The organism is Janibacter cremeus, from assembly GCF_029395675.1.
In the GTDB taxonomy this organism is placed as follows: domain Bacteria; phylum Actinomycetota; class Actinomycetes; order Actinomycetales; family Dermatophilaceae; genus Janibacter; species Janibacter cremeus_A.
Genome location: NZ_CP115184.1, coordinates 1801755 through 1828185, shown reverse-complemented (window position 1 = coordinate 1828185; position 26431 = coordinate 1801755). Strand labels below are relative to the sequence as shown.

Genomic DNA, 26431 nt, shown 5'->3' with positions numbered 1-26431 from the left:
GCATCCTGATCCGGTCACGGCCGGTCGTGAACGTACGGCAGAATCGACCCCAGCATGCCTTCCTCCCTCGCCCCGCTCCTGAGCGCGATCGCCGGTCTGCCCGGCCTCGCGGACATCCCCCGACACCGCACCGCCACCGATCAGCTCGACATCGTCGCGCCGACCGGCCTGCGGGCGCCGACCGTCGCCACGATCGGCGGGGCCACCCCCGGTGACGCACCCCAGCTGATCATCACCTCGACCGCCCGTGAGGCCGACGACCTCTCGGCCGCGCTCGCCGAGTTCGTCGACCCCGAGCTCATCGCGACCTTCCCCAGCTGGGAGACCCTGCCGCACGAGCGGCTCAGCCCGCGCAGCGACACCGTCGGCCGCCGCCTCGCCGTGCTGCGTCGCCTGTCGCACCCGCGGGAGCAGGGGGCCGGCCACGGTCCCCTCGGCTACGTCATCGCCTCCGTGCGCGCGGTCCTCCAGCCGATCGCCAAGGGACTCGGCGACCTCGAGCCGGTGGCGCTGCGCGTCGGGGACGAGCGGCCCCTGACCGACATCGCCGAGGCCCTGACCAACGCCGCCTACGTGCGCACCGACCTCGTCGACCGCCGCGGCGAGTTCGCCGTGCGCGGCGGGATCCTCGACGTCTTCCCGCCGACGGAGGAGCACCCGATCCGGGTGGAGTTCTTCGGCGACACCGTCGACGAGATCCGCTGGTTCAAGGTCGCCGACCAGCGCAGCCTCGACGCGACCGAGGTCCTCTGGGCCCCGCCGTGCCGCGAGGTCCTGCTCACCGACACCGTCCGGGAGCGGGCCGCCGCGCTCGCCGGGGACCTGCCCGGTGTCGCCGACATGCTCCTGAAGGTGGCCGAGGGCATCGCCGTCGAGGGCATGGAGTCCCTGGCGCCCGCTCTCGTCGACGGGATGGAGTCGATCCTCGACGTGCTGCCGAAGGAGGCCGGCGTCATCGTCCTCGACCACGAGAAGGTCCGGGCCCGTGCCCACGACCTCGTCTCGACGAGCGAGGAGTTCCTCCAGGCCAGCTGGGCCAACGCTGCGGCCGGCAACGTGGTGCCGATCGACCTCGAGGGCGTCCTCGGCACCGCCTCCCACTGGACGCTCGCCCAGGCCCGCGAGCACGCACTCGAGCTGGGCCTGCCGTGGTGGAGCATCACCCCCTTCGCCGTGGACGAGGAGCTCGACGCGCTGGCGGCCGACATGGACGACCGGGTCGCGCACGACCACGTCGGGCTGCGGGTCCCCGCGGCGGAGCCGCCGAAATTCCGGGGCAACACCGAGGCGGCGGTCGCCCAGCTCACCGAGTGGACCGCCGCGGGCCGGCGGGTGCTCATCGCCACCGACGGAGCCGGGCTCGTCGCGCGTGTCGCCGAGGTGCTGCGCGGTGCCGACGTCCCCACCCGGGTCGCCGAGGAGGGCGAGCCGGTCGAGCTCGCCGACGGCGTCGTCACCATCACCCGCGCCAGCCTGGGCACCGGCTTCGTCGCCGAGGACCACCGGCTCGCCGTGCTCACCGAGGCCGACCTCCTGGGCTCGAGCGGCGCCGGCGCCAGCACCCGTGACATGCGGCGGATGCCGTCGCGCCGCCGCAAGCAGGTGGACCCCCTCCAGCTGCGTCCGGGGGACCACGTCGTCCACGAGCAGCACGGTGTCGGGTCCTTCGTCGAGATGATCCAGCGCACCATCGGCGGTGCCACCCGCGAGTACCTCGTCATCGAGTACGCACCCTCCCGTCGCGGCCACCCGGGCGACCGGCTCTTCGTCCCCTCCGACCAGCTCGACCAGGTCACCCGCTATGTCGGCGGTGACGCGCCGGCGCTGAACAAGATGGGTGGCAGTGACTGGCAGAAGACGAAGTCGAAGGCCAAGCGGCACGTCCGGCAGATCGCGGGTGAGCTGATCCGCCTGTACAGCGCCCGGATGGCCACGCCGGGCCACACCTTCGGGCCGGACACCCCGTGGCAGCGTGAGCTCGAGGACGCCTTCGCGCACATCGAGACGCCGGACCAGCTGAGCACCATCGACGAGGTCAAGGCAGACATGGAGAAGTCCTTCCCCATGGACCGGCTCATCTGCGGTGACGTCGGCTACGGCAAGACGGAGATCGCGGTGCGCGCGGCCTTCAAGGCCATCCAGGACGGCAAGCAGGTCGCCGTGCTCGTGCCGACGACCCTGCTCGTCCAGCAGCACCTCAACACCTTCTCCGAGCGGTACGCCGGGTACCCCGTGACGGTCAAGGCACTCAGCCGCTTCCAGACCGACTCGGAGGCCAAGGCGGTGCTGGAGGGCATGAAGGACGGCTCCGTCGACCTCGTCATCGGCACCCACCGCATCCTCGGCAACGAGGTGAAGTTCAAGGACCTCGGGATGGTGATCATCGACGAGGAGCAGCGCTTCGGTGTCGAGCACAAGGAGCAGCTGAAGGCCCTGCGCACCGACGTCGACGTGCTGGCGATGTCCGCGACGCCGATCCCGCGCACCCTCGAGATGGCCGTCACCGGCATCCGCGAGATGTCCACGCTCGCGACGCCGCCGGAGGAACGCCACCCGGTGCTCACCTTCGTCGGGCCGTACGAGGAGAAGCAGGTCGCCGCGGCCGTCCACCGCGAGATGATGCGCGAGGGGCAGGTCTTCTTCGTGCACAACAACGTCAGCACGATCGAGCGGACCGCCGCCCGGATCCGTGAGCTCGTGCCGGACGCCCGCGTCGAGACCGCCCACGGCAAGATGGGGGAGCACCGGCTCGAGCAGGTGGTCCTGGACTTCTGGGAGCGGCGCTTCGACGTGCTCGTGTGCACGACGATCGTCGAGACCGGGCTGGACATCTCCAATGCCAACACGCTCATCCTCGACCGGGCGGACAAGTTCGGCCTGAGCCAGCTGCACCAGCTGCGTGGCCGTGTCGGTCGTGGCCGGGAGCGGGCCTACGCCTACTTCCTCTACCCGCCGGACAAGCCACTGACCGAGACGGCGCACGACCGCCTGACCACGATCGCGAGCAACACCGACCTCGGCTCCGGCATGCAGGTCGCGATGAAGGACCTCGAGATCCGCGGTGCCGGCAACCTGCTCGGCGGTGAGCAGTCCGGCCACATCGCCGGAGTCGGGTTCGACCTGTACGTGCGGATGGTCGGTGAGGCGGTCGCCGACTTCAAGGGCGAAGGGGAGGCCGCGCCGTCCGAGGTCAAGATCGAGCTGCCCGTGGACGCCCACCTGCCGTACGAGTACGTGCCGGGCGAGCGGCTGCGCCTCGAGGCCTACAAGAAGCTCGCCTCCGCGGAGACCGAGGAGGACCTCACCGAGATCGTGGAGGAGCTCACCGATCGCTACGGCGAGCCGCCCGAGCCGGTGCGCAACCTCGTCGCCGTCGCCCGGTTGCGCATCGTCGTGCGCGCCGCGGGTCTCAGCGACGTCGTGGTGCAGGGCAAGAACGTGCGCTTCGCCCCGGCACAGCTGAAGGAGAGCCAGCAGCTGCGCCTGGCCCGCCTGTACCCGAAGTCGAGCTACAAGGAGGGCACCCAGACGGTGCTCGTCCCCAAGCCGATGACCGCGCGGGTCGGAGGCAGCCCCCTTCGCGACACGGAGGTGCTGCAGTGGGCCACCGACCTGGTCAATCAGGTCATGCTCGACAATGTCATCGTGGACACTGGGGCGAACCCGCCCCGCGACACCTCGCGCTCCCGCTGAGGACGTGATGAAAGGACAGCCCGTGCCCGGCAGCAGACAACGACGTTCCGCCTCGATCGCAGTGCTGGTGGTCGGCGGCGCCCTGACCCTCGGGGCCTGCGGTGGCACCGACGGGATCGAGGACCCCGGCATCACCGCGCCGGCCGCCATCGTCGAAGGTCACGAGATCACCGTCGCCCAGGCCCAGCAGAGCAGTCGCGAGGTGGGGCAGGTCGTCGCCGCGCAGGCCGAGGCCAGCGGGCAGCCGCCGCAGGAGGTCGGGCCCGACCAGCTGATCGGCAGCCTCATCCAGGTGCCGACGCTGCTCGAGTACGCCGAGCAGAACGACATCCCGGTCCCGTCCGGCGAGACGATCGAGAAGCAGCTCGACGAGGCCGTCCCGACGCCCTCCGAGACGACGGTGGACTTCTTCCGGGCCAACGCCGTGTACTCGCAGCTGGACCAGAAGCAGCAGCAGGAGGTCGCCCAGCAGGTCCGGGACCTCGACGTCAGCATCAGCCCGCGTTACCGCCCCGACGGCGAGAGCCCCAACTGGCTGCAGTCCCCGAGCCCCACGCCGGAGATGCCCTGACGGTGCCGCACCTGATCCTGCTGGCATCGAGCCCACGGGTCCCGGCGGGGTTGCTCAGCCGGGACGCATGGCGCGCCCTCGACGGCGCCGACCTCGTCCTGGCCGCCGACGTCACGGAGGACCTGGCGCTGGCGCTTGCCGATGACGGGATCGCGGTGACACCGGTCGGCCCCGAGTCGGCGACCGAGCGGGCACGCCTGCTCGTGGAGTCCGCGGGGGCGCGGGAGACGATCTGGCTCGGCTCGGCCGACGGGGACCCCGGGCTGAGCGACGCGATCGCCACCGAGGTCTCCCGGCTCGACGAGGGACCCGAGGTCGAGGTCCTCGTGGGGTCGTGGGACGTCGAGGGCGGCCGCCTCCTCGACGCCGTCGCGGTCATGGACCGGCTGCGCGCACCCGGAGGGTGCGCCTGGGTGGCGGCACAGGACCACGCGAGCCTGGCCCCCTTCGTCCTGGAGGAGGCGCAGGAGGTCCACGAGGCGCTCGAGGCGGTCATCGCCGCCCCCGACGACCCGCGGGGGCGGGCGGAGCTGACCGACGAGCTCGGCGACCTGCTCTTCCAGGTGCTCTTCCACGCCCGGGTCGCCGCGGACCACGCGCAGGACCCCTTCGACGTCGACGACGTGGCCGCTGCCCTGGTGGACAAGCTCGTGCGCCGCAACCCGCACGTCTTCGGGGACGCGAGCGCAGGCACCCTCGAGGAGATCGAGGCGCAGTGGCAGTCGATCAAGGTGCAGGAGAAGGCCGCTCGCGACAGCGGACCCTGAGGAGAGCCATGGACCAGCGGATCAGCTTCGTCACCCTCGCCGTCGCGGACCTGACGGCGACGCTTCGCTTCTACCTCGACGGACTGGGGTGGACCGCGGAGCTGGAGGTCCCGGGCGAGGTGCTCATGATCCGCGTCGGTGAGCACCTCGTGCTCTCGCTGTGGGACGAGGACGCGTTCGAGGGGGAGGTCGGCGCGATCCGTGGCGGGTCGGGGATCGCCCCGGTCACCCTCGCGCACAACGTCCCGACCCCGGCCGACGTCGATGCCGTCCTCGACCTCGCCCGCCGGGCGGGATCCGGCGATGTCTCCGCAGGGCAGGAGCGGGACTGGGGCGGCTACACCGGGTACTTCGCCGACCCGGACGGGTTCCGCTGGGAGGTCGCCCACAACCCCGGGCCCATCGGTCAGGTCGTGCTGCCGCCCGCGAGCCGGGACGAGGTGCGCACGAATGAGCACGACCAGCCGATCGGTCCCGAGGTGCTCGACTGGGCCCCACCACCGCGCCCGGAGACGGGCACCGTCACCGGCGACCACTGCACCCTCGAGCCGTTGACGCCCGCGCACGCCGCCGAGCTCTTCGCCGAGGTCGGCGGCCGGCGCAATGCCTCCCTGTGGACCTGGCTGGGGCAGGAGCCGATCACCGAGGCGGCCCCCTTCGCGGAGTACATCGCGGGGCGGCTGGCCGCCGACACCGTCGAGGTGGTCGTCCGTGACGGCGACGGTGTGGCCTGCGGACTCGTCGCCCTGATGCGGATCGACCGGGCGAACGGCTGCGTCGAGATCGGCAACGTCCTGCTCGGGCCGCGCCTGCAGCGCACCACCGCGTCCACCGAGGCGATGGTGCTGCTCGCCCGGCACGTCTTCGAGCTCGGCTACCGCCGGTACGAGTGGAAGTGCGATGCGCTCAACGCCGCCTCCCGCCGGGCCGCCGAGCGCCTCGGGTTCGCCTACGAGGGCACCTTCCGTCGGCACGTGGTGACGAAGGGGAGGGCGCGCGACACCGCGTGGTTCGCGATGGTGGTCGACGACTGGCCGCGGATCCGGGCCGGCCACGAGGCGTGGCTCGCTCCGGACAACTTCGACGCGGGCGTCCAACGACGGCGACTGGCGGACCTGGTCGCCGAGGCCGGTTAGGCTCCCGGGACCAGTCCAACCAGTGTCCTGACGTCAGGGGTTCTTGCGCATGAAGGTCGTAGTCATCGGGGATGTCAGCTGGGCGGGGCAGTACCACCTGGGTGACGAGGCCATGACCGAGGCCGCCATCGCCCAGCTGAAGCGGCACGGGGCCGACGTCACCCTCGTCGCCGGCGACCCGGAGCTGTCGGCCGCGCACTACCGGGTGGACACCATCCGCAGGCTCGGCTTCCGGGGCGTGCCGCGGCCGAAGAAGGTCACGCTGCTGTCCGCGCTCGAGTCGGCCTTCGCCGGTGAGGCGAAGTTCCCCGAAGCCATGGCACCGGCCGTCGAGGCGGTGCGCCGGGCCGACGCGGTCGTCATCGCCGGCGGCGGAAATCTCAACGCGAACGGTGAGCACCACCTCTTCGAGCGGCTGGCCCTGACGCGGATCGCCGAGTTCTTCGAGGTCCCCCTCTTCGTCTCCAGCCAGTCGGTCGGTCCCCACCTGTCGGAGGACGACGAGGAGATCGTCAGGGAGATCGCTGACTACGCGACGGTGTTCGGTGTGCGGGAGCGGTCATCCGCCCACCTGGTGAGGTCCCTGTGCGCGGAGCCCGACAAGGTCGTGCTGACCTTCGACGACGCACTCCTCATCCCGCAGATGGAGGGCTCGAGCGTGCCGGAGGTGGAGCTGACCCTGCCAGGCACCTTCGTCGTGGGCAGCTTCGCCCACGACCCGGGAGTGCCCGAGATGTCGACCGCCGAGTACCACCGCACGATCGCCACGGCCCTGGACGAGATCGTGGCCACCTGTGACGTCGACATCGTGCTGGTGCCGCACATGGGAGTCCTCGGCGTCGGCGACGAGGACGACCGGGACTGCATGGCCCATGCGCGCATCGCTGAGCTCATGACGAGTCCGCGCGTGCACCAGCTGCCGGTGATCTCCGCTGCCCAGGCCCTCACGGTGACCTCCGGAGCCGAGTTCACGATCTCCACCCGCTACCACCCGGTCGTCTTCGGTCCTGCGGTCGGCGTCCCGGCGATCGGCCTCGTGACGAGCCACTACGCGATGATCCGCATGCACGGCGCCTTGGAGCACGTGGGAATGAGCGCTCTCGCCGTGCCCTACGAGGCGTGGAACGGACTCTTCGGCACCACGGTCGTCAGCGCCCTCTCGCGCGACCGCGCCGAGCTGACGGCACACCTGGAGGCGGCGGGCGCGGTGGCGACCCGATACCAGCTCGACTGGTGGGACGGCATCGCTGCCAGCATCCGCGGCGAGGGCGACGTGATGCGGGTCGATCTGCCGACGCACCGGTCGTACGAGTGGGGCGCGCCGCGGGACCGGGAGTCCTTCGCCGTGTTCACGAGCCTCTACGAGATGGTCAACAGGACCAGGGACCGCATCTCCCTCGAGGCCAAGGAGCAGCGGCGGCAGGAGAAGGAGCTGAAGCAGCAGATCCGTCAGCTGACCCGGGAGGGTCAGCGACTCGAGGACGACTGCCAGCAGCTCCGGACGGAGAGTGAGCAGCTGAGACAGGAGCTGGCCAGTACCTCCGAGAAGGCGGCGACGTCCCAAAGGGCCCTGCAACGACAGATCGACGAGATCCGCTCCAAGCAGCGACCGCCCGGGGCGGCCCTGAGGGACGGGGTGCGGCGCCGACTGCGTCGGTGGCGCAGTCGCGGTTAGCCGTCCACGAATGAGCGAAGCAGGAGCCGGTGGGTCGCTCGACCGAGCGTCGCCGCGGAGCCGATACCCTCGGGGGACCAGTCATCACGCACCAATCAAGGAGCCGGTAGTGGCCAGCATCGAGGCAGTAGGCGCGCGCGAGATCCTCGACTCCCGCGGCAACCCGACGGTCGAGGTCGAGGTCGCCCTCGACGACGGCACCATCGCCCGTGCCGCGGTCCCCAGCGGCGCCTCCACCGGTGCCTTCGAGGCCGTGGAGCGGCGCGACGGCGACAAGAAGCGCTATCTGGGCAAGGGGGTCGAGGACGCCGTCCGGGCCGTCGAGGACGACCTGATGCCGCGCATCCTCGGTTTCGAGGCCAGCGAGCAGCGCCTCGTCGACGCCGAGATGATCGCCGCCGACGGCACCGACAACAAGGGCTCGATCGGCGCGAACGCCATCCTCGGCGTGTCCCTCGCGGTCGCCAAGGCAGCTGCCGAGTCCGCCGGCCTGCCGCTCTTCCGCTACGTCGGCGGTCCCAACGCCCACGTCCTGCCGGTGCCGATGATGAACATCCTCAACGGCGGCTCGCACGCGGACTCCAACGTCGACATCCAGGAGTTCATGATCGCCCCGATCGGCGCGCCCTCCTTCCGTGAGGCGCTGCGCTGGGGGACCGAGGTCTACCACTCGCTCAAGGCCGTCCTGAAGGACAAGGGCCTCTCGACCGGGCTCGGTGACGAGGGCGGCTTCGCGCCGAACCTCGGCAGCAACCGCGAGGCGCTCGACCTGATCATCGCTGCCATCAAGAAGGCCGGCTACAAGCCCGGCACGGACATCGCGCTCGCCCTCGACGTGGCCGCCAGCGAGTTCCACGCCTCCGGGAAGTACACCTTCGAGGGCAAGAAGAAGAACGCCAAGCAGATGGTCGACTACTACGCCGGCCTCGTCGACGCCTACCCGCTGGTGTCCATCGAGGACCCGCTGGACGAGGACGACTGGAAGGGGTGGCAGGAGATCACCGGCAAGCTCGGCGAGAAGGTCCAGCTCGTGGGCGACGACCTCTTCGTCACCAACCCCCAGCGGCTCGCCCGCGGCATCGCCGACGGCGCGGGCAACGCGCTGCTGGTCAAGGTCAACCAGATCGGCTCGCTCACGGAGACGATGGACGCGGTCGACCTGGCCCACCGCAACGGCTTCCGCTCGATGATGAGCCACCGCTCCGGCGAGACCGAGGACGTGACGATCGCTGACCTCGCGGTCGCCACCAACTGCGGCCAGATCAAGACCGGCGCCCCGGCCCGCTCCGAGCGCGTCGCCAAGTACAACCAGCTCCTGCGCATCGAGGAAGAGCTCGACGACGCTGCCGTCTACGCGGGCGCGGGTGCCTTCCCGCGCTTCACGGGCTGATCCACGGATGGCCGGGTCCCCGCGACGCCGCCCTTCACGCCTCGGCGTGAAGGGCGCGACGCGGCGACCCCCGGCACGCGACCGTCCGCGCCGGTACACCTCCAGAGGGCCCATCGGCGGGGCGGCACCGAGGCCCGGCCGGGACCCCCGGCGCAGGGCCGTGATGACCACCCGTCGGTGGGTGGTCCTCGGATCACTGATGACCCTGCTGGCGCTCATGCTCGTGCCCACCGGCAAGTCCTGGTACGACCAGCAGCAGCGTCTGGACGAGCTGCAGTCGCAGGTCGCGGCGCAGGAGGCCGCCGTCGACGACCTCCAGCGGGAGCGCGAGCTGTGGCAGACGGAGGAGTACGTCGAGGCCCAGGCCCGCAAGCGACTGAAGTTCGTGCGACCGGGGGAGAAGACCTACACCGTGGTCGACCCGGACGAGACGATCGCGGACGTCGACCCCGAGACGGGGACGGTCACGTCGTCCAACACCCAGCCCTGGTACGAGAAGATGGCCGACTCGGTGACCACGGCCGACACTGCGGAGAAGCAGCAGTGACGATCGACGAGCGCGGCAACGACCTGGACCGGGTCGCCCCCGAGGACCTGGCGACCATCCACGAGCAGCTCGGCCGGCCCGCCCGCAGTGCCGTCGACATCGCCCACCGGTGTCCCTGCGGTGGTCCCACCGTGGTCCGCACGGCTCCGCGCCTCCCGGGAGGCACCCCCTTCCCCACGAGCTACTACGCCACGTGCCCACGGCTGACCGGCGCCATCTCGACGCTCGAGTCCAGCGGGCTGATGGCCCAGATGTCGCAGCGTCTGCTCGAGGACGAGGACCTGGCGGTGCGGTACCGCGCCGCCCATGAGGACTACCTCGCGCGTCGCGGGGAGCTCGGCGACGTCCCGGAGATCGAAGGGATCTCCGCCGGCGGCATGCCCACGCGTGTGAAGTGCCTCCATGTTCTCGTGGCACACTCCTTGGCTGCCGGTCCCGGGGTCAACCCCCTGGGGGACGAGGCACTTGACCTGCTGCCCGAGTGGTGGCGCACCAGCCCGTGCGTGAGCACGGACGAAGGGAGCGACCGATGAGAGTCGCAGCAATCGATTGCGGGACGAACTCGATCCGCCTGCTGATCGCAGACCACGACCCGGGACGCAATGTCCTCACCGACGTGACCCGGCGGGTGGAGGTCGTGCGCCTCGGGCAGGGGGTCGACACGACCGGCCGGCTCGACGACGAGGCCCTGCGCCGCACCCTCGACATGTGCCGCGAGTACGCGGAGCAGTGCCGCCACGAGCAGGTCCCGCCGGGCAATGTGCGCTTCGTCGCCACCTCCGCCAGCCGCGACGCGAGCAACTCCGAGGAGTTCGTCCAGGGGGTGCGCGAGGCCTTCGGCGAGCTTGACGTGACTCCCGAGGTCGTCGACGGGGACGAGGAGGCGCGGCTGGGCTTCATCGGCGCGACCGGCTCGCTGGCCGAGGAGGGCTTCGAGGGGCCGTACCTCGTCGTCGACATCGGAGGCGGCTCCACCGAGGTCGTGCGCGGCACCCGTGAGGTGGTCGCCTGCACCTCGCTGGACATCGGCAGCGTGCGCCTGACCGAGCGCCACCACCGCACCGACCCGCCGACCCAGGAGATCATCGACGCGGCGCGATTCGACATCGCCGAGGCCCTCGACACGGCCGAGGCCGAGGTCGGGCTCGGGGGTATCAAGACGGTCATCGGGCTGGCCGGCTCGGTCACGACCGTCACCGCGCAGGCACTCGGCCTGACCTCCTACGACCCCGCGGCCATCCACCTGGCCGACCTGACGGTCGAGGAGTACATGGAGGCCTGCGAGCGCCTCATCCTCAGCACCCGGGCCGAGCGCGCCGCGCAGCCATTCATGCACCCCGGCCGCGTCGACGTCATCGGCGCCGGGGCGCTGATCTGGTACGAGATCCTCGACCGGGCGCGCGGAGCCAACGGCCCCGACCTGGTCGTCACGACCTCCGAGCGCGACATCCTCGACGGGATCGCCCTGTCGATCGTGGTGCCGGACGAGCCGGAGGACGAGCTGCAGCAGCCGGCTGGCTAGGCTGATGTGTAGCGATTCAACAGGCGGTTTGATGATCACTTGCCTGTTGGTGTGGGCGGTGGTGTCCGGGTTCACGACATCGTTGACAGATCTCACCTGAGGCTTTGCAGTGTGGCTGAGCATCGCGACCGACAGCAGCCCGTTTGGACGCCTCCCGACAGGGCCACGTCCCCGACCTGATGCTCATCCACGACCGTCCCGTCAACCTGCACAAAAAGGTCCTGAGCCGCGTCACCGTGTCAGCGATGACGCGACTCAGGACATTGGTGCGGGCGGTGGGATTCGAACCCACACGTTCGACAGGAATTTTAAGTTCCCCGGCTCGCCAGTTGGCCTACGCCCGCTTGCGATTGCGACTGCGATACGTCGGAGTCTGAGCATGGCAGTTGGGACAGAGTAGCTCCAGGTTGCTGAGCTGATTGTTCCTGGGGTTCCCATCACGGTGCTCGAGCTCGAGCGGGATGGGCTCGCCCAACCACTCCGTCCCCCTGCACCTTTGCAGCGTGGCTCGAAGATGCCTTCGCGCAACAGACGGCGCTTGAGACAATATGACTGGATGGGAGATCGGTTGGACAGGTAGTCGTCCTGAATCACCTGTGCATGACAGTCGCTTGGTGATGTGGGATGTGGAGTGTTTAGTCCTCAATCTTCCCCACCGGCGTCCTCTTCTCGGCCTGGAAGGCATCCTCGGTGCGTCCACGCGCCCAGTAGCCCGAGATCGAGATCGCTTCACGCGGGACCTCGCGCTGCTTGAGCACCTTCCGCACCGCCTTGATCGACTCGCGCTCGCCGTGGGCAAAGACCTGCACCGCCCCCTTCGCCGCCTCCGTCGGCCACGCGGCCGCGTCCACTGCGCGGGCGAGGAAGGCGACATCGTCGGTATCGGGGTTGACCAGCCACGAGACCTCGACGCCCTCCGGGGCGGTGAGGTCGAGGACGTCCGCCTCCGACTCCACCTCGAGCAGGGCTACCCCCTTCGCCGACGAGGGGAGGGCCTCCAGGGCGGCGGCGATGGCCGGCATCGCCGAGAGATCACCCGCCAGCAGGTGCCAGTCCACGTCGGCGGCAGGGGCGTAGGCCCCGCCCGGGCCCCTGATGACGGCAACGTCACCGGGCTGCGCTGCCATTGCCCATGGACCTGCGTACCCGGTGTCTCCGTGGGTGACGAAGTCGAGGGTCAGCTGGCCGGCCGCACGATCGATCGCGCGGACCGTGTACGTCCGGGTGACCGGCTGCTGGTCCGCGGGCAGACTCTCGCGCAGCGCAGCCAGGTCGTAGGGGGCTCGAGCCCGAGTGCCGGGTCGACGAAGATCAGCTTGACGTAGGCGTCGGTGAACTCGGCGGCACCGAAGTCGGCGAGGGAGTCTCCGGTGAAGACGATGCGGACCAGGTGCGGTCCGAGCCGATCGGTCGACTCGACGGTGAGGACGTGCTGGGGCCTGGGCCTTCGGGCGGGGAGAGCCATGTACTGAGGGTACCCTTACCTCGAGGGTTGGTGTCGCCATCCCGGTGATCCGTGCCACGATGCTGGACATGCAGATCGCAGACCACATCTCCGACCTCATCGGTCACACCCCCCTGGTCAAGCTCTCCTCCGTCGTCCCACCCGGATCGGGTCTCGTGGCGGCCAAGGTCGAGTACCTCAACCCCGGCGGCAGCATCAAGGACCGCATCGCGAAGAAGATGATCGAGGCGGCCGAGGAGTCCGGCGAGCTCAAGCCGGGTGGCACGATCGTCGAGCCGACCTCCGGCAACACCGGCGTCGGCCTCGCCCTCTTCGCCCAGCGCAAGGGCTACCGCTGCGTCTTCGTCTGCCCGGACAAGGTCGGCAAGGACAAGATCGACGTCCTCAAGGCCTACGGCGCGGAGGTCGTGGTCACCCCGACGTCGGTGCCCCCGGAGCACCCCGACAGCTACTACTCGGTCTCCGACCGGCTCGCCGAGGAGCTGCCCGGCGGGTGGAAGCCCAACCAGTACTTCAACCAGAACGGCCCGCTCAGCCACTACGAGACGACCGGCCCGGAGATCTGGGAGCAGACCGACGGCGAGATCACCCACCTCGTGGCGGGGATCGGCACCGGCGGCACGATCACCGGCACCGGCCGCTACCTCAAGGAGGTCTCCGAGGGCCGCGTCAAGATCGTGGGCGCCGACCCGGAGGGCTCGGTCTACTCCGGCGGGTCCGGCCGGCCCTACCTCGTCGAGGGCGTCGGCGAGGACATGTGGCCCGGCGCCTACGACCCGTCCGTGCCGGACGAGGTCATCGCCGTCACGGACCAGGAGTCCTTCGCCATGACCCGCCGCCTGGCGCTGGAGGAGGGCCTGCTCGTCGGGGGCTCCTGCGGAATGGCCGTCGTCGCGGCGTTGCGGGTCGCCGAGCGCGAGGGCCCGGACGCGAAGATCGTCGTCCTCCTGCCCGACGGTGGCCGCGGCTACCTCGCCAAGATCTTCGACGACGAGTGGATGGCCTCCTACGGCTTCCTGCCGAGCGATGACGCCGGCGCGGCCAGCGTCGGTGACGTCCTCCGCGGCAAGAGCGGCGAGCTGCCGGCCCTGGTCCACACGCACCCCAACGAGACGATCCGCGAGGCGATCGACATCCTGCGCGAGTACGGCGTGTCCCAGATGCCGGTCGTCGGCGCCGAGCCGCCCGTCGTCATCGGTGAGGTCGCCGGAGCCGTCACCGAGCGCGACCTGCTCACCGCCGTCTTCGAGGGGCATGCCTCGCTCGCGGACCCGGTGAGCAAGCACATGGGGGCCAAGCTCCCGCAGATCGGCGCCAACGAGCCGGTCTCCGCCGCGACCGAGGCGCTCGAGCAGTCCGACGCGCTGCTCGTCGTCGAGGGCGGCAACCCGGCCGGCGTCATCACCCGGCACGACCTGCTGGGCCACCTGTCCCACCGAGCGAAGGGCTGATCATGGGCGAGCAGAAGAGCGCTGCGGACGCACGCGCGAGCCAGGGGTTCTCCACCCGGGCCATCCACGCCGGCTACGAGCCGGACCCGCTGACGGGTGCGGTCAACGTCCCGATCTACGCCAGCTCGACCTTCGCCCAGGACGGCGTCGGCGGGATGCGTGGTGGGTTCGAGTACGCCCGCACCGGCAACCCGACCCGGCAGGCCCTCGAGGCCAACGCCGCCTCCATCGAAGGGGGGTCGTACGGTCGGGCGTTCGCCTCCGGCATGGCGGCGACGGACGCGATGCTGCGCGCCGCCCTTCGCCCCGGTGACCACCTCGTGATCCCGGACGACGCCTACGGCGGCACCTACCGCCTCATCGACAAGGTCTTCACCCACTGGGGGATCGAGTACACACCGGCCCCGGTCGTCGACGTCGACGCCATCCGCGCGGCGATCCGGCCCAACACCAAGCTCGTGTGGCTGGAGACGCCGACCAACCCGCTGCTGAACATCGGCGACATCGGTGCCATCGCCGAGGTCGCCCACGCCGCGGGCGCGAAGCTCGTCGTCGACAACACCTTCGCCAGCCCCTACCTGCAGCGACCGCTCGCCCTCGGCGCGGACGTGGTGCTGCACTCGAGCACGAAGTACCTCGGCGGCCACAGCGACGTCGTCGGTGGCCTCCTCGTCACCGACGACGAGGAGACGGACGCCGCGATCGCCTTCCTGCAGAACGGCTCCGGGGGCGTCCCCGGTCCGTTCGACGCGTACCTGACGATGCGCGGCATCAAGACGCTCGGCGTGCGCATGGAACGACACTGCGACAACGCCGAGGCGGTGGTGGACATGCTCTCCGCCCGCCCCGAGATCACGTCCGTGCTCTACCCGGGCCTGCCCGGGCACCCGGGCCACGAGGCGGCCAAGAAGCAGATGAGCCGTTTCGGCGGGATGCTCTCGGTGCGCATGGCCGGGGGCGTCGAGGCGGCCAAGCAGCTCTGCTCGCGGGTGGAGGTCTTCACCCTCGCGGAGTCGCTGGGCGGCATCGAGTCGCTCATCGAGCATCCCGGCGCGATGACCCACGCCTCGACGGCCGGCTCGATGCTCGAGGTCCCCGACGACCTCGTGCGACTGTCCGTCGGCATCGAGGACGCCGGCGACCTGCTCGCCGACCTCGAGCAGGCGCTCGACGGGATGCGCTCCTGACAGCGGTGCGCGCCCGAACCTGTGGACAGTCCTTACCGTGCCGCGCCGGCGGCACCGTAGGCTGGTCCTGACAGACACCGCGGCCGCCGGTCGCGCAGAGTCCCCAGGAGGGCCCAACCCCATGAGCAACCCGCTTCTCAACCGGGTCACCAACGACGCGCAGCGCGGCTACGCGGGCTTCCGCGAGTCCGGCGTGCGCACCCAGCAGGGCTACGGAGCGCAGGGCTACGCGCCCCAGCAGCCGGGCCCGTACGGTCAGCAGGGCTACGGCCGGCCGCAGCCGGGCTTCGGCGAGCCCGGGTCCGCTCCCGGGCTCGGGGGCGATGGTGGCGGCGGTCGGGCCATCACGCTCGACGACGTGATCATGCGCACCGGCGCGCTCTTCGCGGTCCTGGTGGCCGTGGCCGCGGCCGCGTGGGTCGCCTCTGCCGTCTCGCCCGCCCTCGGCGGCATCCTCTTCATGGTCGGCCTGGTGGGCACGCTGGGCCTGGGCCTGTACATCGCCTTCCGGCGCAAGCCGGTCGGCCCCACCCTCGCGATGGTCTACGCGGTCGTCGAGGGCGTCTTCGTCGGCGCGATCAGCCAGACCTACCACGTGATGTTCGACGCCACGGGTGGCAGCGTCTTCGAGTCGATCGTCACGCAGGCGGTCCTGGCGACCCTGTGCGTCTTCGGCTCGATGCTGCTGCTGTACAAGACCGGCGTGATCAAGGTGACCGACAAGTTCCGCTCGATCGTCTCCATGATGGTCATGGGCTACTTCGTCTTCTCGATGATCAACCTCGGCTACATGCTCTTCTTCGACGGCTCCCCGTTCGGCTTCGGCGGCACCGGCTGGATGGGCATCGGCATCTCGCTCTTCGCGATCGGCCTGGCCGCCGTCATGCTGACCCTGGACTTCGACAACATCGACAAGGCGATCAGCGCCGGCCTCCCGGCCACCTTCGCCTGGACGTTGGCCATCGGTCTGGTCATCACCCTGGTGTGGCTGTACCTGGAGATCCTGCGCCTGCTGGGTCGCCTGCGCTCCGAGTAGGGCGCGTGATCCCGCCGGAGATCGAGAGCGAGCTCGGCCGCGCGGTCCGTAGGTGGCGTCAGCTGCCGCTGGACCGCGCGGCCGCGGCGCTCCCGGGGGTGCACGCTCTCCTCGCGGAGATCGCGGGGGAGGAGCTGCCGGATCTCGGCCCGGCCGTGGTCATGGACCAGCTGCGTGTCGTGGTCTACGACGCCTGCGCGAGCGAAGGGGGCGGTGCCGGGCTCGCGGAGCGGCTGGCCTCCCTTCGCCTCGGCTGGAGCGGTTGACCGCAGACGACGACCCGTCGTGCACCCGCGCGTGTGCGATGTGGTCCGCCGACATCCCGGGAGAGGGCCGGTAGGTCGGACCTCGTGGCGCCACGCCGTGGCCGCACTGCACAAAAGTTTGCCGTCAGGGTAATCTTCGGGGGACCGTCCCCCTTTCGAAAGTTCGTCCCCTCATGAGCAATACACGCACGCGCCCGCATGTCGCCCGTGTCCTCGCCCTCCGACTCCCCCTGGCTGCTGCCGTCGCTGCGGCCCTCGTCATCGGCCCGACGGCCATCGTGGACGCCACTGGTGACGAGGCCGATCCGATCGACACCGCGATGGAGAAGGTGGCGGTCGACGGCGTCAGCGAGGAGGCCGCCAGGAACACGGCCGACGTCGAGTTCAACCTCCCGGACACGGCGCAGGACCCGCAGACCCGCACCCCCCGGTCCGAGCGCGGTCACGGTCCGGTCGAGCCGCAGGACGACGAGGTCGTCGCGCTGACGAAGAAGCGCAGCACCCGGGACTTCTCCGCGCTCGGACTGACCTGGGAGAGCGAGCAGGAGCCGGTCACCGTGTGGGTGCGCACGAAGACCGCAGGCACGAAGTGGTCGGACTGGGAGTACGTGCCCTCCTCCGACGGCCACGGGCCGGACGCCGGCACCAGCGAGGCGACGAGCGAGACCAAGGCCGGTACGGACCCGTTGATCGTCCCCGAGTCGGACGGCGTGCAGGTGCGGGTCGAGGCGGAGGACGGCACGGCCCCGCGGGGGATGAAGGTCAACCTCATCGACCCGAAGACGGCCGATCAGGACGCGCGGGTGGGGCAGGACGCGCTCCCCGCGGGCAGCGCGGCCGCCGCTGGAACCAAGCCGGACATCATCACCCGCGCGCAGTGGGGAGCGGACGAGTCCATCCGTCGGGGGGAGCCGTCGTACGGCGAGATCAACGGCGGGTTCGTCCACCACACGGACGGGACGAACTACTACACCCGGAGCCAGTCCGCGGGGATCGTCCGCGCGATCTACACCTTCCACGTCGAGGGTCGTGGCTGGAACGACATCGGCTACAACTTCCTCGTCGACAAGTTCGGCCGCATCTTCGAGGGGCGCTACGGCGGGGTCGCCGAGCCCGTCATCGGTGCCCACACCCTCGGCTACAACTCCGAGTCGTTCGCCATGAGCGTCCTCGGGAACTACCAGAGCACGTCGGCGAACGCCGCGGTGCTGGACGCCTACGCGGAGCTGTTCGCGTGGAAGCTGGGTCGGCACCGGGTGGACCCCACCTCGACGGTGACCATGAGCGGCCACAAGCACGACGCGATCAGCGGGCACCGCGACGGCTACGCGACGGCCTGCCCGGGGGGCGCCCTCTACGCCCAGCTACCGAAGATCCGCACGAAGACGGCGGCCCTCGTGCCCGAGCAGGACCCGCCGCCGTTCCCGGACGTGACCCCGTACACGACCGATTTCACGACGGAGATCACCTGGCTCAAGGACGAGGGGATCACCACCGGATATCCCGACGGGACCTTCGGCCCGAAGGACCGGATCTCCCGTGAGGCCATGGCGGCGTTCTTCTACCGGATCGCCGGTGAGCCCGAGGTCACGAGTGACCCCGACTTCACCGATGTGGACGCGTCGAGCAAGTTCGCCGACGAGATCGCCTGGCTGCAGGACGAGGGCATCACCACGGGCCACCCCGACGGGAGTTTCGGCCCGAAGGAGCGGATCTCGCGTGAGGCGATGGCTGCGTTCATGACGCGGTTCGTTCTCGATGGCCAGCCCCCCAAGAGCAGTACCCCCTACGCGTTCACCGACATCGAGGGGACCCCGTTCGTCGACCACATCGCCTGGCTCGCGGACCAGGGCATCACGACCGGTCACTCCGACGGGACCTTCCGCCCGCGCAACAGGATCACCCGCGAGGCGGTGGCAGCCTTCCTGTACCGCTCGCAGGCCCTGACGGCCTCCTGAGCCGCCTCGCGGGGGGCGGGTGCGTGCCCGCCCCCCCGGCTGCGGTCGGCGTCCCTAGAGGTCGGTGACCTCGTGGCCGCCGCGCCGGCGCAGCATCGCCCACGGGCCACGCGGACCGGCTCGGTGGCCCTTGAACTCCGCGGGCCCCACCTCGGTGCCGGGGGAGGAGGCGGCGCGCTCGGCTGCGTCGTCGAGGGCCCCGATGCCCTCGCCGCGGCTCGGCTCCGGCTCGGTGTCGCCCAGGGCGTCCTCCGGCCAGGCATCGACCGCGGCGGCGACGGTCGGTAGCAGTGCCGAGGCGACGCGTGCGTAGCCTGCGGCCGAGGGGTGGAAGCGGTCCTGGCTGAACATCACCGACGGGCTCGACTCGAACTCCGGGCCGAGCAGGTCGGCCAGCGACACCGAGCGGGCGCCGGCCTCGACCGCGGCGACCGTCTGCGCGGCGGCGAGGTCGCGGCTCCACTGGCGCAGCAGCCTGTTCAAGGGGAAGGGGACCGGCTCGACGGTGCCCAGGTCCGGGCAGGTCCCGACGACGACGGGGATGTCGAGCGTGCGCAGGTAGCGCACCGTGCGCTTCAGGTGCTGCACGGACACCGCCCGGTCGATGCGGTGGGTGACGTCGTTGGCGCCGACGAGGACGACCGCGACGTCCGCGTGGTCGATGCGGGCCAGGCCGTGGGAGAGCTGGGCACTCAGGTCCGAGGACTGCGCACCGACGACCGCCTCGTTGGTCAGCTCGACCGGACGGCCCATGATCGCCGCGAGCCCGGTCGCCAGGATCGCGCCGATCGTCTGGTAGGCGTGGTCCGCGCCCATCCCGGCTGCGGTGGAGTCCCCGAGGACGAGCAGGCGCACCGGCTCGCCGGGGGCGGCGCCGTAGACGCCGTCGTCGTCGGGTGCGCCGTCGAAGGGGTTGCCGACGATGCGGCGGGTGATCTTCGCCTCGGCCTGGATCAGGCCGTAGGCCATGCCTGCCACGCCGGCCCCGACGACGACAGTGCCCAGGGCAGCGACGAGCACCCGACCGGCCGTCCTGCGCAGCTGCGGCATCGCTCTCCTCGTCGTCACGGATGTCCCGGAGCCAACCTTGTCATCCCCACGTGACATTGCCAACGAATGGCGGCAGGAATGCGTGCATCTGGCATCCTTCGACGCAGACCTGATGCCGGACCCGAGGACGTCATGACCGAGTACCCCACCCTCTTCACCCCGCTCGACCTGGGCTTCACCACCCTGCGCAACCGCACGATCATGGGGTCGATGCACACCGGGCTGGAGGACAAGGCCAAGGACTTCGAGCGACTCGCGGCGTTCTACGCCGAGCGGGCGAAGGGGGGCGCCGGGCTGATCGTCACCGGTGGCTTCGCGCCGAACATCGAGGGGACCCTCTACCCCTTCGCCTCCAAGATGACCACGAGCCGCGAGGCGCGCCGGCACCGGCAGGTCACCGACGCCGTGCACCGCGAGGGCGGCAAGATCGCCCTGCAGCTGCTGCACGCCGGTCGCTACAGCTACCACCCCTGGTCGGTCTCGGCGTCCCGGACGAAGGCCCCGATCAACCCGTTCACCGCGCGTGCGCTGAGCGAGAAGGGGGTCCGTCGCCAGATCCGCGCCTTCGCCCGGGCCGCCCAGCTGGCGCGTGAGGCGGGCTACGACGGGGTCGAGGTCATGGGCTCCGAGGGTTACTTCATCAACCAGTTCCTCGCGCCGCGCACCAACCAGCGCGCCGACGGCTGGGGCGGGACGCCGGCCAACCGGCGACGGGTCGCCACCGAGATCGTGCGTGCCGTCCGGGCCGCCGTCGGCGAGGACTTCATCATCGTCTACCGCCTGTCCGTGCTCGACCTCGTCGAGGGCGGGCAGACCTGGGAGGAGATCCAGGCGCTGGCCACCGAGATCGAGGCCGCCGGCGCGACGATCCTCTCCACGGGCATCGGCTGGCACGAGGCGCGCGTGCCCACGATCGTCACCTCGGTGCCGCGGATGGCCTTCACCGAGGTCGCCGAGAGGCTGCGCCCCCACGTGGGCATCCCCGTCGTGACGAGCAACCGCATCAACATGCCCGACCAGGCCGAGCGGGCGCTCGCGGCCGGGCAGGCCGACCTGGTGCAGATGGCGCGCCCGTGGCTCGCCGACCCGCAGTGGGCCGTGAAGGCGCAGGACGGTCGCGGTGGGGAGATCAACACCTGCATCGCCTGCAACCAGGCCTGCCTCGACCACACCTTCCAGCGCACGGTCGCCTCCTGCCTGGTCAACCCGCGTGCGGGCCACGAGACCGAGCTGGTGCTCTCCCCGACGGCACGACGCAAGCGCGTCGCCGTGGTCGGTGGCGGCCCCGCCGGACTCTCGGCGGCCGTCTCCGCGGCCGAGCGCGGCCACGACGTCGAGCTCTTCGAGGCGGGGGAGGAGATCGGCGGGCAGTTCGCGCTGGCGATGCGCATCCCCGGCAAGGAGGAGTTCGCCGAGACCATCCGCTACTTCAAGGGCGAGCTGGACCGCCGTGGGGTTGCCGTCCACCTGGGGCGTCGGGCCGACATCGCCGACCTCGAGGACTTCGACGAGGTCATCGTCGCCACCGGCGTCACCCCGCGCATCCCGCAGATCGAGGGGATCGACCACCCGATGGTCGTCAGCTACCCCGAGGCCGTCCTCGGCACCCGCGAGGTGGGGGAGCGCGTCGCGGTCATCGGAGCCGGGGGCATCGGCGTCGACGTCACCGAGCTGCTGACGACCGTGGAGTCGCCGACGCTCGACATCAAGGAGTGGCAGGACGAGTGGGGCGTGGACCCGACGTCCGCGGAGCGGGGTGGCCTCAAGGAGGCGCACCCCCAGGCATCGCCGCGCACCGTCTACCTCGTCCAGCGCAAGGAGACGAAGATCGGTGCCGGCCTGGGCAAGACGACCGGCTGGGTGCACCGCCTGGCGATCAGGGCCAAGGGCGTCCACCAGATCACCGGTGCGACGTACGAGCGGATCGACGACGCCGGGTTGCACCTCACCGTGGACGGCAAGCCGCGCACCCTCGAGGTCGACACCGTGGTCGTGTGCACCGGGCAGGAGTCCGTGCGTGACCTCGTCGAGCCGCTGCGGGCGAAGGGGGTCGACACCCACGTCATCGGCGGCGCCGACGTCGCCGCTGAGCTGGACGCGAAGCGTGCGATCCGTCAGGGCACGGAGCTCGCAGCGGCCCTCTGACCGCTGCCACACTGGAGGGGTCATGAGCGTGCCCTGCCACGAAGGCTGGATCGACCGCCAGATCCGTGAGGCGATCGAGCGCGGCGAGTTCGACGACCTGCCCGGCGCCGGGAAGCCGCTGCGCGGGCTCGACGACCGTGACCCGGACTGGTGGGTCAAGCGGATGATGGAGCGTGAGGGGCTGGACTCCTCGGACGCGCTGCCACCGGTCTTCCAGCTGCGGCGCGAGCACGCCACCTTCCCGGACTCGCTGGCGGACGTCGCCACGGAGGAGGGCGTGCGCGAGATCCTGCGGGACTACAACGAGCGGGTCCTGGCGGAGCTGCGCCGACCCACCTTCGGCCCGGCCTCGCCGCCGATCGCACCGAGGGCCGACGTCGAGGTGCTGGTCGAGCAGTGGCGGCGGCTGCGTGCGCAGCGCGCCGAGGCCCCCGCCGACGAAGGGGCGCCGGAGCCCCCTTCGCCCCCGTCGCACCGGCGGTCGTGGTGGCGCCGCCTGCGACGCCGCTGACCCGACCGGATCAGCTCGGGGGCATGATGTCGGTCTGCGCGGGCAGGTCGGCCACACCGACCGGGCAGGTCAGCCCGTTGGGGCCGTGGTTGCAGTACCCGCCGGGGTTGTGGTGCAGGTACTGCTGGTGGACCGCCTCGGCGTACCAGAACGGCCCCGACTCCTGCGTCGAGACGATCTCGGTGGCCGCCGGCGGGAGGTCCCGCTTCGCCAGCTCTCGCCCGAAGGCCGCCGCGGTCGCCTCGGCCGCGGCCCGCTGCTCCGGGGTGTCCCAGAAGATCGCCGAGCGGTACTGGGTGCCGACGTCGTTGCCCTGCCGGTTGGCCGTCGTCGGGTCGTGGTTCTCCCAGAAGGCCTTGAGCAGCTGCTCGGGGTGGATCACCGCCGGGTCGTAGGCGATCAGCACGCTCTCGGCGTGGCCGGTGAGGCCGGTGCAGACCTCCTCGTAGGTGGGGTTGGGGGTGAAGCCCCCCATGTAGCCCGCTGCCGTGGTGACCACGCCGGGCAGCTGCCAGAAGATCCGCTCCACACCCCAGTAGCAGCCCATCGCCACGTGCAGCACCTGGGTGCCCTCCGGCCACGGGCCCTCGAGCGGGGTCCCGAGGACCGCGTGCGTGGCCGGGACGTCGAAGGGCCTCTCATCACGCCCGGGCAGGGCGGTCTCGGCGGTGGGCATGGGCGGGAGCTGACGACCGAACATGCCGCCATTGTCTCAGGACCACTCCGGCGAGGACACAGCAAGAGAAACCCCGGCTTCGCAAGGGTCTGGAACCGTTGCAGAGCCGGGGTTCATCGGGTCACCCGATAATCGGGGGACACGTGGGGTCCGATCAGGACGCCGAGTAGGGCTTCGCCTCGAGGATCTTGACCTCGATCGTCTTGCCGGTGGGGGCGAGGTAGGTGTGGGTCCCGCCCACCATCTGGCCGTTGATGGCCTTGCCCATGGGGGACTGCTCCGAGTAGACGTCGATCGACTCGTCGCCGTCGGCGATCTCGCGCGAGCCGAGGAGGAAGGTCTCCTCCTCGCCGAAGAGCTCGACGGTCACGACCATGCCCGGCTCGACGACACCGTCGTCCGGCGGGGCCTCGCCGACGGAGGCGTTCTGGAGGATCTGGGTCAGCTGGCGGATGCGGGCCTCCATCTTGCCCTGCTCCTCCTTGGCCGCGTGGTACCCGCCGTTCTCCTTGAGATCGCCCTCCTCGCGAGCGGCCTCGATGCGCTTGGCGATCTCGACCCGGCCGGGACCGGAGAGCTCGCGCAGCTCGGCCTGCAGTCGGTCGTACGCCTCCTGGGTCAGGTAGGTCGCGTTGGACGCGGTCTGGGTCACGGGATACTCCTTGCCTTGGGCCGCGGCGGCGTTGGTGGCACGTCCCGCGGGTGGTCACCGTGGCGCACCATCCATCGACTCGGACGGTGATGCACAAAGGTCTGGACCGAACGGCCCAGACCCACGGTTGCGTGTAAAGACCCAGTCTAACGCCAAAGACCGCGGGATGCAGGTGTCACTCGAGGGCCGAGCACTGCTTCACGGTCGCCGTGACGGCCTGTGTGGTCGTGCGCACGGCGGCCCGGACACGGGTGGTGCGCTCCTCGCTCGCCGGGACCTCGTGCTGTGCGGTGCCGACCCGTCCGTAGTCCCCGTCCATCGCCGTGACCGTGCAGGAGACCGCCGTGCCGGGCTCCCGGGTCACGTCGAAGATCATCGTGATCTCGCGCTCGCCCGTGTGCTCGTAGCCGATGTCGGTCGCCTTCACCGCGCCCTGCGTGCTCGCGATGGCGAACCACACCACCAATGCCGACGCGAACGCGACGAAGAGCCCGCCGGCGACCCACCAGCGTCGGCTGCCCCGGTCGGGGGCGGCCTCGGCGGCGGCCTCCTCGCGCTCGGGGTCCCAGTAGTGGGGTTCCTGCGCGTCGGTGCTCATGGTTCTCCTGCGGGCGAAGGGGGTGCCACCGGTCACGTCGAGGGCTCCCGGTGCTCGGTGAGACAATGCCTCCATTGTCCGTGACACCAGACCGCGGCGGCACACCGGCCCGCGCGGCAGACACCTGTCCGGGAGGACACCACCCGTGGAAGCACTCAGGCTCATGGCCGTGCACGCCCACCCCGACGACGAGTCGAGCAAGGGGGCGGCGACGACCGCCAAATACGTCCGTGAGGGCGCCGAGGTCCTCGTCGTCACGTGCACCGGCGGCGAACGGGGTGACGTCCTCAACCCCAAGCTGAAGGACGACCCGCACATCCTGCGCGACATCTCGCAGGTGCGCCGTGACGAGATGGAGGAGGCCCGCCGGATCCTCGGCGTCCAGCAGTCGTGGCTCGGCTTCGTCGACTCGGGCCTGCCCGAGGGGGACCCGCTGCCGCCGTTGCCGCGCGGGTGCTTCTACCTCGAGCCGTTGGACGTCGCCACCGAGGCCCTCGTGCGCGAGATCCGCCGCTTCCGGCCGCACGTGGTCACCACGTACGACGAGAACGGCGGCTACCCGCACCCGGACCACGTCATGACCAACCAGGTCTCCGTCGCCGCCTTCGAGGCGGCGGGCGACCCGGACCGCTTCCCGCGCGCGGGTGAGCCCTGGCAGCCGCTGAAGCTCTACTACAACGGGGGCTTCAGCCTCGCGCGCATCCAGGCCTTCCACGACGCGCTCGTCGCCCGTGGCCAGGAGTCCCCCTTCGTCGACTGGATCGAGCGCGCCGGCCAGCGGCCCCAGCGCAAGGTGACCACGAGGGTGCACACGGCGGACTACTTCGACGTGCGCGACGACGCCCTGCGGGCGCACGCGACGCAGGTCGACCCGGACGGGTTCTTCTTCGCCGTGCCCAACTCCCTGCAGGCCGAGATCTGGCCGACCGAGGAGTACGAGCTCGCGATGAGCCACGTCGAGACCGACGACGACGAGGATGACCTCTTCGCGGGCATCCCGGGCTCGCTGGTCGAGGCGGACGCGCTCGGCCGACGGACCGATCTGGAGCTGGTGCGCGACGACCGTGTCGCCCCGACCGTGAAGGAATGGACATGAGCGCACCCAGCACCGAGGTCGGCCCGGGCTTCCTGGCCTTCGTCGTCTTCTTCTTCCTCGCGGTCGTGCTGTGGCTGCTGATGCGCAGCATGTTCACGCGGGTACGTCGGATGAACCTCGCCCAGCGGGCGCAGGAGCAGCAGGAGCAGGAGCAGGAGGCGGCCCGTGGGGCGGGCACGCCGACCTCAGCGGACGCGGCCGACGAGCGGCCGGCGGGGGAGCGGGACTCAGCTCTGGGCGATGGGGCCGAAGAGGGCCAGCGTCGCGGCGACGAAGTGTGAGATGAAGGCCAGCACCGTCAGCGCGTGGAAGATCTCGTGGAAGCCGAACCAGCGCGGTGACGGGTTGGGTCGCTTGAGCCCGTAGACGATGGCCCCCGCCGTGTAGAGCGCTCCGCCGGCGAGGACGAAACCGAGGATCGTCCATCCGCCGTGGGTCAGCAGCGGCTTGATGTAGAAGACCGCGACGAAGCCGAGGGCCACGTAGACGGGGACGTAGAGCCAGCGCGGGGCGTCGACCCAGAAGACGCGGAAGATCACACCGAGGATCGCGCCGGTCCAGACGGTCGCCAGGAGCGTCACCGCCTGGGAGCGCGGGAGCATCAGGGCGAAGGGGGTGTAGCTGCCGGCGATGATGAGGAAGATGTTCGCGTGGTCCCACCGGCGCAGCGCCGCGCCCATCTTCTCCCCCCAGCTGCCGCGGTGGTAGAGCGCCGAGGTGGCGAAGAGCAGGCCGGCGGTGACGGTGAAGACCATGGCCGCGATCCGACCGCCCTGCGTCGGGGCCGTCGAGGTCAGGACGAGTCCGCCGATGAGCGCCAGGGGGGCCATGACGAGGTGGAGCCAGCCGCGCAGGTGGGGCTTGACCGCTTCGACGAAGGCGTCAACGTGCTCGCCGACGTCCGAGGCGAGCTCCTTGGCGCGTGACGAGTGCACGGTGCGAGGGGACTCCATCGGTCCACGGTAACTTACGGCAGCGTAGGTTCGCCATGTTCGGCCGGGGGTCCCCGTGTGGGATCGGACACCGGATGCGGCGGTAG

At 70.7% G+C, this 26431-nt stretch carries 25 protein-coding genes and 1 tRNA gene; 18 read left to right on the top strand and 8 right to left on the bottom strand.

The window, feature by feature from the left end; translation table 11 throughout:
- Positions 1 to 54: 54 nt before the first annotated feature.
- From mfd to O9K63_RS08470, 9 genes are all read left to right on the top strand, one after another.
- On the top strand, positions 55 to 3693 hold the full coding sequence (mfd, locus tag O9K63_RS08510) for a transcription-repair coupling factor (RefSeq protein ID WP_277237029.1): 3639 nt from the start codon (positions 55 to 57) through the stop codon (positions 3691 to 3693).
- Between the two features lie 22 nt (positions 3694 to 3715).
- Positions 3716 to 4264 (top strand): hypothetical protein, encoded by a 549-nt coding sequence (locus O9K63_RS08505; protein WP_277237028.1) that lies wholly within the window; start codon positions 3716 to 3718, stop codon positions 4262 to 4264.
- 2 nt (positions 4265 to 4266) lie between these two features.
- Complete coding sequence (locus O9K63_RS08500) at positions 4267 to 5031, top strand: MazG nucleotide pyrophosphohydrolase domain-containing protein (RefSeq protein ID WP_277237026.1); 765 nt, start codon at positions 4267 to 4269, stop codon at positions 5029 to 5031.
- An 8-nt stretch (positions 5032 to 5039) separates the two neighbouring features.
- Positions 5040 to 6167, top strand: a complete 1128-nt coding sequence (locus O9K63_RS08495) for a GNAT family N-acetyltransferase (protein WP_277237024.1) — start codon at positions 5040 to 5042, stop codon at positions 6165 to 6167.
- A 49-nt stretch (positions 6168 to 6216) separates the two neighbouring features.
- Complete coding sequence (locus tag O9K63_RS08490; protein WP_277237023.1) at positions 6217 to 7842, top strand: polysaccharide pyruvyl transferase family protein; 1626 nt, start codon at positions 6217 to 6219, stop codon at positions 7840 to 7842.
- Between the two features lie 109 nt (positions 7843 to 7951).
- Positions 7952 to 9232: a phosphopyruvate hydratase gene (gene eno, locus O9K63_RS08485; protein WP_277237021.1), complete on the top strand. Its 1281-nt coding sequence runs from the start codon at positions 7952 to 7954 to the stop codon at positions 9230 to 9232.
- 163 nt (positions 9233 to 9395) lie between these two features.
- Positions 9396 to 9779 (top strand): FtsB family cell division protein, encoded by a 384-nt coding sequence (locus tag O9K63_RS08480; RefSeq protein ID WP_277237019.1) that lies wholly within the window; start codon positions 9396 to 9398, stop codon positions 9777 to 9779.
- Complete coding sequence (locus tag O9K63_RS08475) at positions 9776 to 10312, top strand: DUF501 domain-containing protein (protein ID WP_277237017.1); 537 nt, start codon at positions 9776 to 9778, stop codon at positions 10310 to 10312. The genes O9K63_RS08480 and O9K63_RS08475 overlap by 4 nt, the downstream gene beginning before the upstream one ends.
- The gene (locus O9K63_RS08470; protein WP_277237016.1) at positions 10309 to 11301 is read left to right on the top strand and encodes a Ppx/GppA phosphatase family protein; all 993 of its coding nucleotides are present in this window, start codon (positions 10309 to 10311) and stop codon (positions 11299 to 11301) included. Before O9K63_RS08475 ends, O9K63_RS08470 begins: the two co-directional genes overlap by 4 nt.
- Positions 11302 to 11565: 264 nt before the next feature.
- On the opposite strand, the gene O9K63_RS08465 is transcribed toward O9K63_RS08470, so the two are convergent.
- From O9K63_RS08465 to O9K63_RS16785, 3 genes are all read right to left on the bottom strand, one after another.
- A tRNA-Leu gene (locus tag O9K63_RS08465) sits at positions 11566 to 11645 on the bottom strand.
- 291 nt (positions 11646 to 11936) lie between these two features.
- Complete coding sequence (locus O9K63_RS16790) at positions 11937 to 12551, bottom strand: siderophore-interacting protein (protein WP_431190388.1); 615 nt, start codon at positions 12549 to 12551, stop codon at positions 11937 to 11939.
- Complete coding sequence (locus O9K63_RS16785) at positions 12479 to 12766, bottom strand: siderophore-interacting protein (protein ID WP_431190311.1); 288 nt, start codon at positions 12764 to 12766, stop codon at positions 12479 to 12481. Before O9K63_RS16785 ends, O9K63_RS16790 begins: the two co-directional genes overlap by 73 nt.
- A 68-nt stretch (positions 12767 to 12834) precedes the next feature.
- On the opposite strand from O9K63_RS16785, the gene O9K63_RS08455 reads away from it, so the two are divergent.
- The 5 genes from O9K63_RS08455 (at position 12835) to O9K63_RS08435 (ending at position 18664) form a co-directional block, all read left to right on the top strand.
- Positions 12835 to 14217 (top strand): cystathionine beta-synthase, encoded by a 1383-nt coding sequence (locus tag O9K63_RS08455; protein WP_277237014.1) that lies wholly within the window; start codon positions 12835 to 12837, stop codon positions 14215 to 14217.
- 2 nt (positions 14218 to 14219) lie between these two features.
- On the top strand, positions 14220 to 15404 hold the full coding sequence (locus O9K63_RS08450; RefSeq protein WP_277237012.1) for a cystathionine gamma-synthase: 1185 nt from the start codon (positions 14220 to 14222) through the stop codon (positions 15402 to 15404).
- 121 nt (positions 15405 to 15525) lie between these two features.
- Entirely contained in the window at positions 15526 to 16440 is a 915-nt protein-coding gene (locus O9K63_RS08445; RefSeq protein ID WP_277237011.1) for a Bax inhibitor-1/YccA family protein, read from the top strand.
- 5 nt (positions 16441 to 16445) lie between these two features.
- The gene (locus tag O9K63_RS08440) at positions 16446 to 16706 is read left to right on the top strand and encodes a hypothetical protein (RefSeq protein ID WP_277237009.1); all 261 of its coding nucleotides are present in this window, start codon (positions 16446 to 16448) and stop codon (positions 16704 to 16706) included.
- A gap of 173 nt (positions 16707 to 16879) precedes the next feature.
- Positions 16880 to 18664 carry an S-layer homology domain-containing protein gene (locus tag O9K63_RS08435; RefSeq protein WP_277237008.1) on the top strand — a complete coding sequence of 595 codons (1785 nt, stop codon included), beginning with the start codon at positions 16880 to 16882 and terminating at the stop codon, positions 18662 to 18664.
- A gap of 54 nt (positions 18665 to 18718) precedes the next feature.
- Here the strand turns inward: O9K63_RS08435 and O9K63_RS08430 are convergent, their stop codons facing one another.
- A complete protein-coding gene (locus O9K63_RS08430) occupies positions 18719 to 19714 on the bottom strand; it encodes an SGNH/GDSL hydrolase family protein (protein ID WP_277237006.1) in 996 nt (331 codons plus the stop codon).
- Positions 19715 to 19846: 132 nt separating this feature from the next.
- Between O9K63_RS08430 and O9K63_RS08425 the strand changes: the two genes are divergently transcribed.
- A complete protein-coding gene (locus O9K63_RS08425; RefSeq protein ID WP_277237004.1) occupies positions 19847 to 21859 on the top strand; it encodes an NADPH-dependent 2,4-dienoyl-CoA reductase in 2013 nt (670 codons plus the stop codon).
- Positions 21860 to 21881: 22 nt separating this feature from the next.
- Complete coding sequence (locus O9K63_RS08420) at positions 21882 to 22370, top strand: DUF1992 domain-containing protein (RefSeq protein ID WP_277237002.1); 489 nt, start codon at positions 21882 to 21884, stop codon at positions 22368 to 22370.
- A 10-nt stretch (positions 22371 to 22380) separates the two neighbouring features.
- On the opposite strand, the gene msrA is transcribed toward O9K63_RS08420, so the two are convergent.
- The 3 genes from msrA to O9K63_RS08405 form a co-directional block, all read right to left on the bottom strand.
- The gene (msrA, locus tag O9K63_RS08415; protein WP_277237000.1) at positions 22381 to 23070 is read right to left on the bottom strand and encodes a peptide-methionine (S)-S-oxide reductase MsrA; all 690 of its coding nucleotides are present in this window, start codon (positions 23068 to 23070) and stop codon (positions 22381 to 22383) included.
- Between the two features lie 130 nt (positions 23071 to 23200).
- Positions 23201 to 23698 carry a transcription elongation factor GreA gene (greA, locus tag O9K63_RS08410; RefSeq protein WP_277236998.1) on the bottom strand — a complete coding sequence of 166 codons (498 nt, stop codon included), beginning with the start codon at positions 23696 to 23698 and terminating at the stop codon, positions 23201 to 23203.
- A gap of 175 nt (positions 23699 to 23873) precedes the next feature.
- The gene (locus O9K63_RS08405) at positions 23874 to 24296 is read right to left on the bottom strand and encodes a DUF4307 domain-containing protein (RefSeq protein ID WP_277236996.1); all 423 of its coding nucleotides are present in this window, start codon (positions 24294 to 24296) and stop codon (positions 23874 to 23876) included.
- Positions 24297 to 24459: 163 nt separating this feature from the next.
- Here O9K63_RS08405 and mca point away from each other — a divergent pair, with 163 nt between their 5' ends.
- Together mca and O9K63_RS08395 are read left to right on the top strand one after the other, a co-directional pair.
- Complete coding sequence (gene mca, locus O9K63_RS08400; protein WP_277242292.1) at positions 24460 to 25392, top strand: mycothiol conjugate amidase Mca; 933 nt, start codon at positions 24460 to 24462, stop codon at positions 25390 to 25392.
- Positions 25389 to 25673 carry a hypothetical protein gene (locus O9K63_RS08395; protein WP_277236995.1) on the top strand — a complete coding sequence of 95 codons (285 nt, stop codon included), beginning with the start codon at positions 25389 to 25391 and terminating at the stop codon, positions 25671 to 25673. The genes mca and O9K63_RS08395 overlap by 4 nt, the downstream gene beginning before the upstream one ends.
- Here O9K63_RS08395 and trhA read toward each other — a convergent pair.
- Positions 25620 to 26345, bottom strand: coding sequence for a PAQR family membrane homeostasis protein TrhA (gene trhA / locus O9K63_RS08390; protein WP_277236993.1), 726 nt, complete (start codon positions 26343 to 26345; stop codon positions 25620 to 25622). The two genes, O9K63_RS08395 and trhA, sit on opposite strands and share 54 nt — an antisense overlap.
- Positions 26346 to 26431 lie beyond the last annotated feature (86 nt).

Excerpts from the sequence above, each read along its gene's own strand:
- mfd (WP_277237029.1), top strand. The coding sequence starts at position 55 with ATGCCTTCCTCCCTCGCCCCGCTCCTGAGCGCGATCGCCGGTCTGCCC.
- O9K63_RS08490 (WP_277237023.1), top strand. The coding sequence starts at position 6,217 with ATGAAGGTCGTAGTCATCGGGGATGTCAGCTGGGCGGGGCAGTACCAC.
- O9K63_RS08405 (WP_277236996.1), bottom strand. The coding sequence starts at position 24,296 with ATGAGCACCGACGCGCAGGAACCCCACTACTGGGACCCCGAGCGCGAG.
- O9K63_RS08425 (WP_277237004.1), top strand. The coding sequence starts at position 19,847 with ATGACCGAGTACCCCACCCTCTTCACCCCGCTCGACCTGGGCTTCACC.
- O9K63_RS08480 (WP_277237019.1), top strand. The coding sequence starts at position 9,396 with ATGACCACCCGTCGGTGGGTGGTCCTCGGATCACTGATGACCCTGCTG.
- O9K63_RS08470 (WP_277237016.1), top strand. The coding sequence starts at position 10,309 with ATGAGAGTCGCAGCAATCGATTGCGGGACGAACTCGATCCGCCTGCTG.
- O9K63_RS08395 (WP_277236995.1), top strand. The coding sequence starts at position 25,389 with ATGAGCGCACCCAGCACCGAGGTCGGCCCGGGCTTCCTGGCCTTCGTC.
- O9K63_RS08420 (WP_277237002.1), top strand. The coding sequence starts at position 21,882 with ATGAGCGTGCCCTGCCACGAAGGCTGGATCGACCGCCAGATCCGTGAG.
- O9K63_RS08455 (WP_277237014.1), top strand. The coding sequence starts at position 12,835 with ATGCAGATCGCAGACCACATCTCCGACCTCATCGGTCACACCCCCCTG.
- trhA (WP_277236993.1), bottom strand. The coding sequence starts at position 26,345 with ATGGAGTCCCCTCGCACCGTGCACTCGTCACGCGCCAAGGAGCTCGCC.
- O9K63_RS08450 (WP_277237012.1), top strand. The coding sequence starts at position 14,220 with ATGGGCGAGCAGAAGAGCGCTGCGGACGCACGCGCGAGCCAGGGGTTC.
- O9K63_RS08430 (WP_277237006.1), bottom strand. The coding sequence starts at position 19,714 with ATGCCGCAGCTGCGCAGGACGGCCGGTCGGGTGCTCGTCGCTGCCCTG.
- O9K63_RS08495 (WP_277237024.1), top strand. The coding sequence starts at position 5,040 with ATGGACCAGCGGATCAGCTTCGTCACCCTCGCCGTCGCGGACCTGACG.
- O9K63_RS08435 (WP_277237008.1), top strand. The coding sequence starts at position 16,880 with ATGAGCAATACACGCACGCGCCCGCATGTCGCCCGTGTCCTCGCCCTC.
- O9K63_RS16785 (WP_431190311.1), bottom strand. The coding sequence starts at position 12,766 with ATGGCTCTCCCCGCCCGAAGGCCCAGGCCCCAGCACGTCCTCACCGTC.
- msrA (WP_277237000.1), bottom strand. The coding sequence starts at position 23,070 with ATGTTCGGTCGTCAGCTCCCGCCCATGCCCACCGCCGAGACCGCCCTG.
- O9K63_RS08445 (WP_277237011.1), top strand. The coding sequence starts at position 15,526 with ATGAGCAACCCGCTTCTCAACCGGGTCACCAACGACGCGCAGCGCGGC.
- mca (WP_277242292.1), top strand. The coding sequence starts at position 24,460 with ATGGCCGTGCACGCCCACCCCGACGACGAGTCGAGCAAGGGGGCGGCG.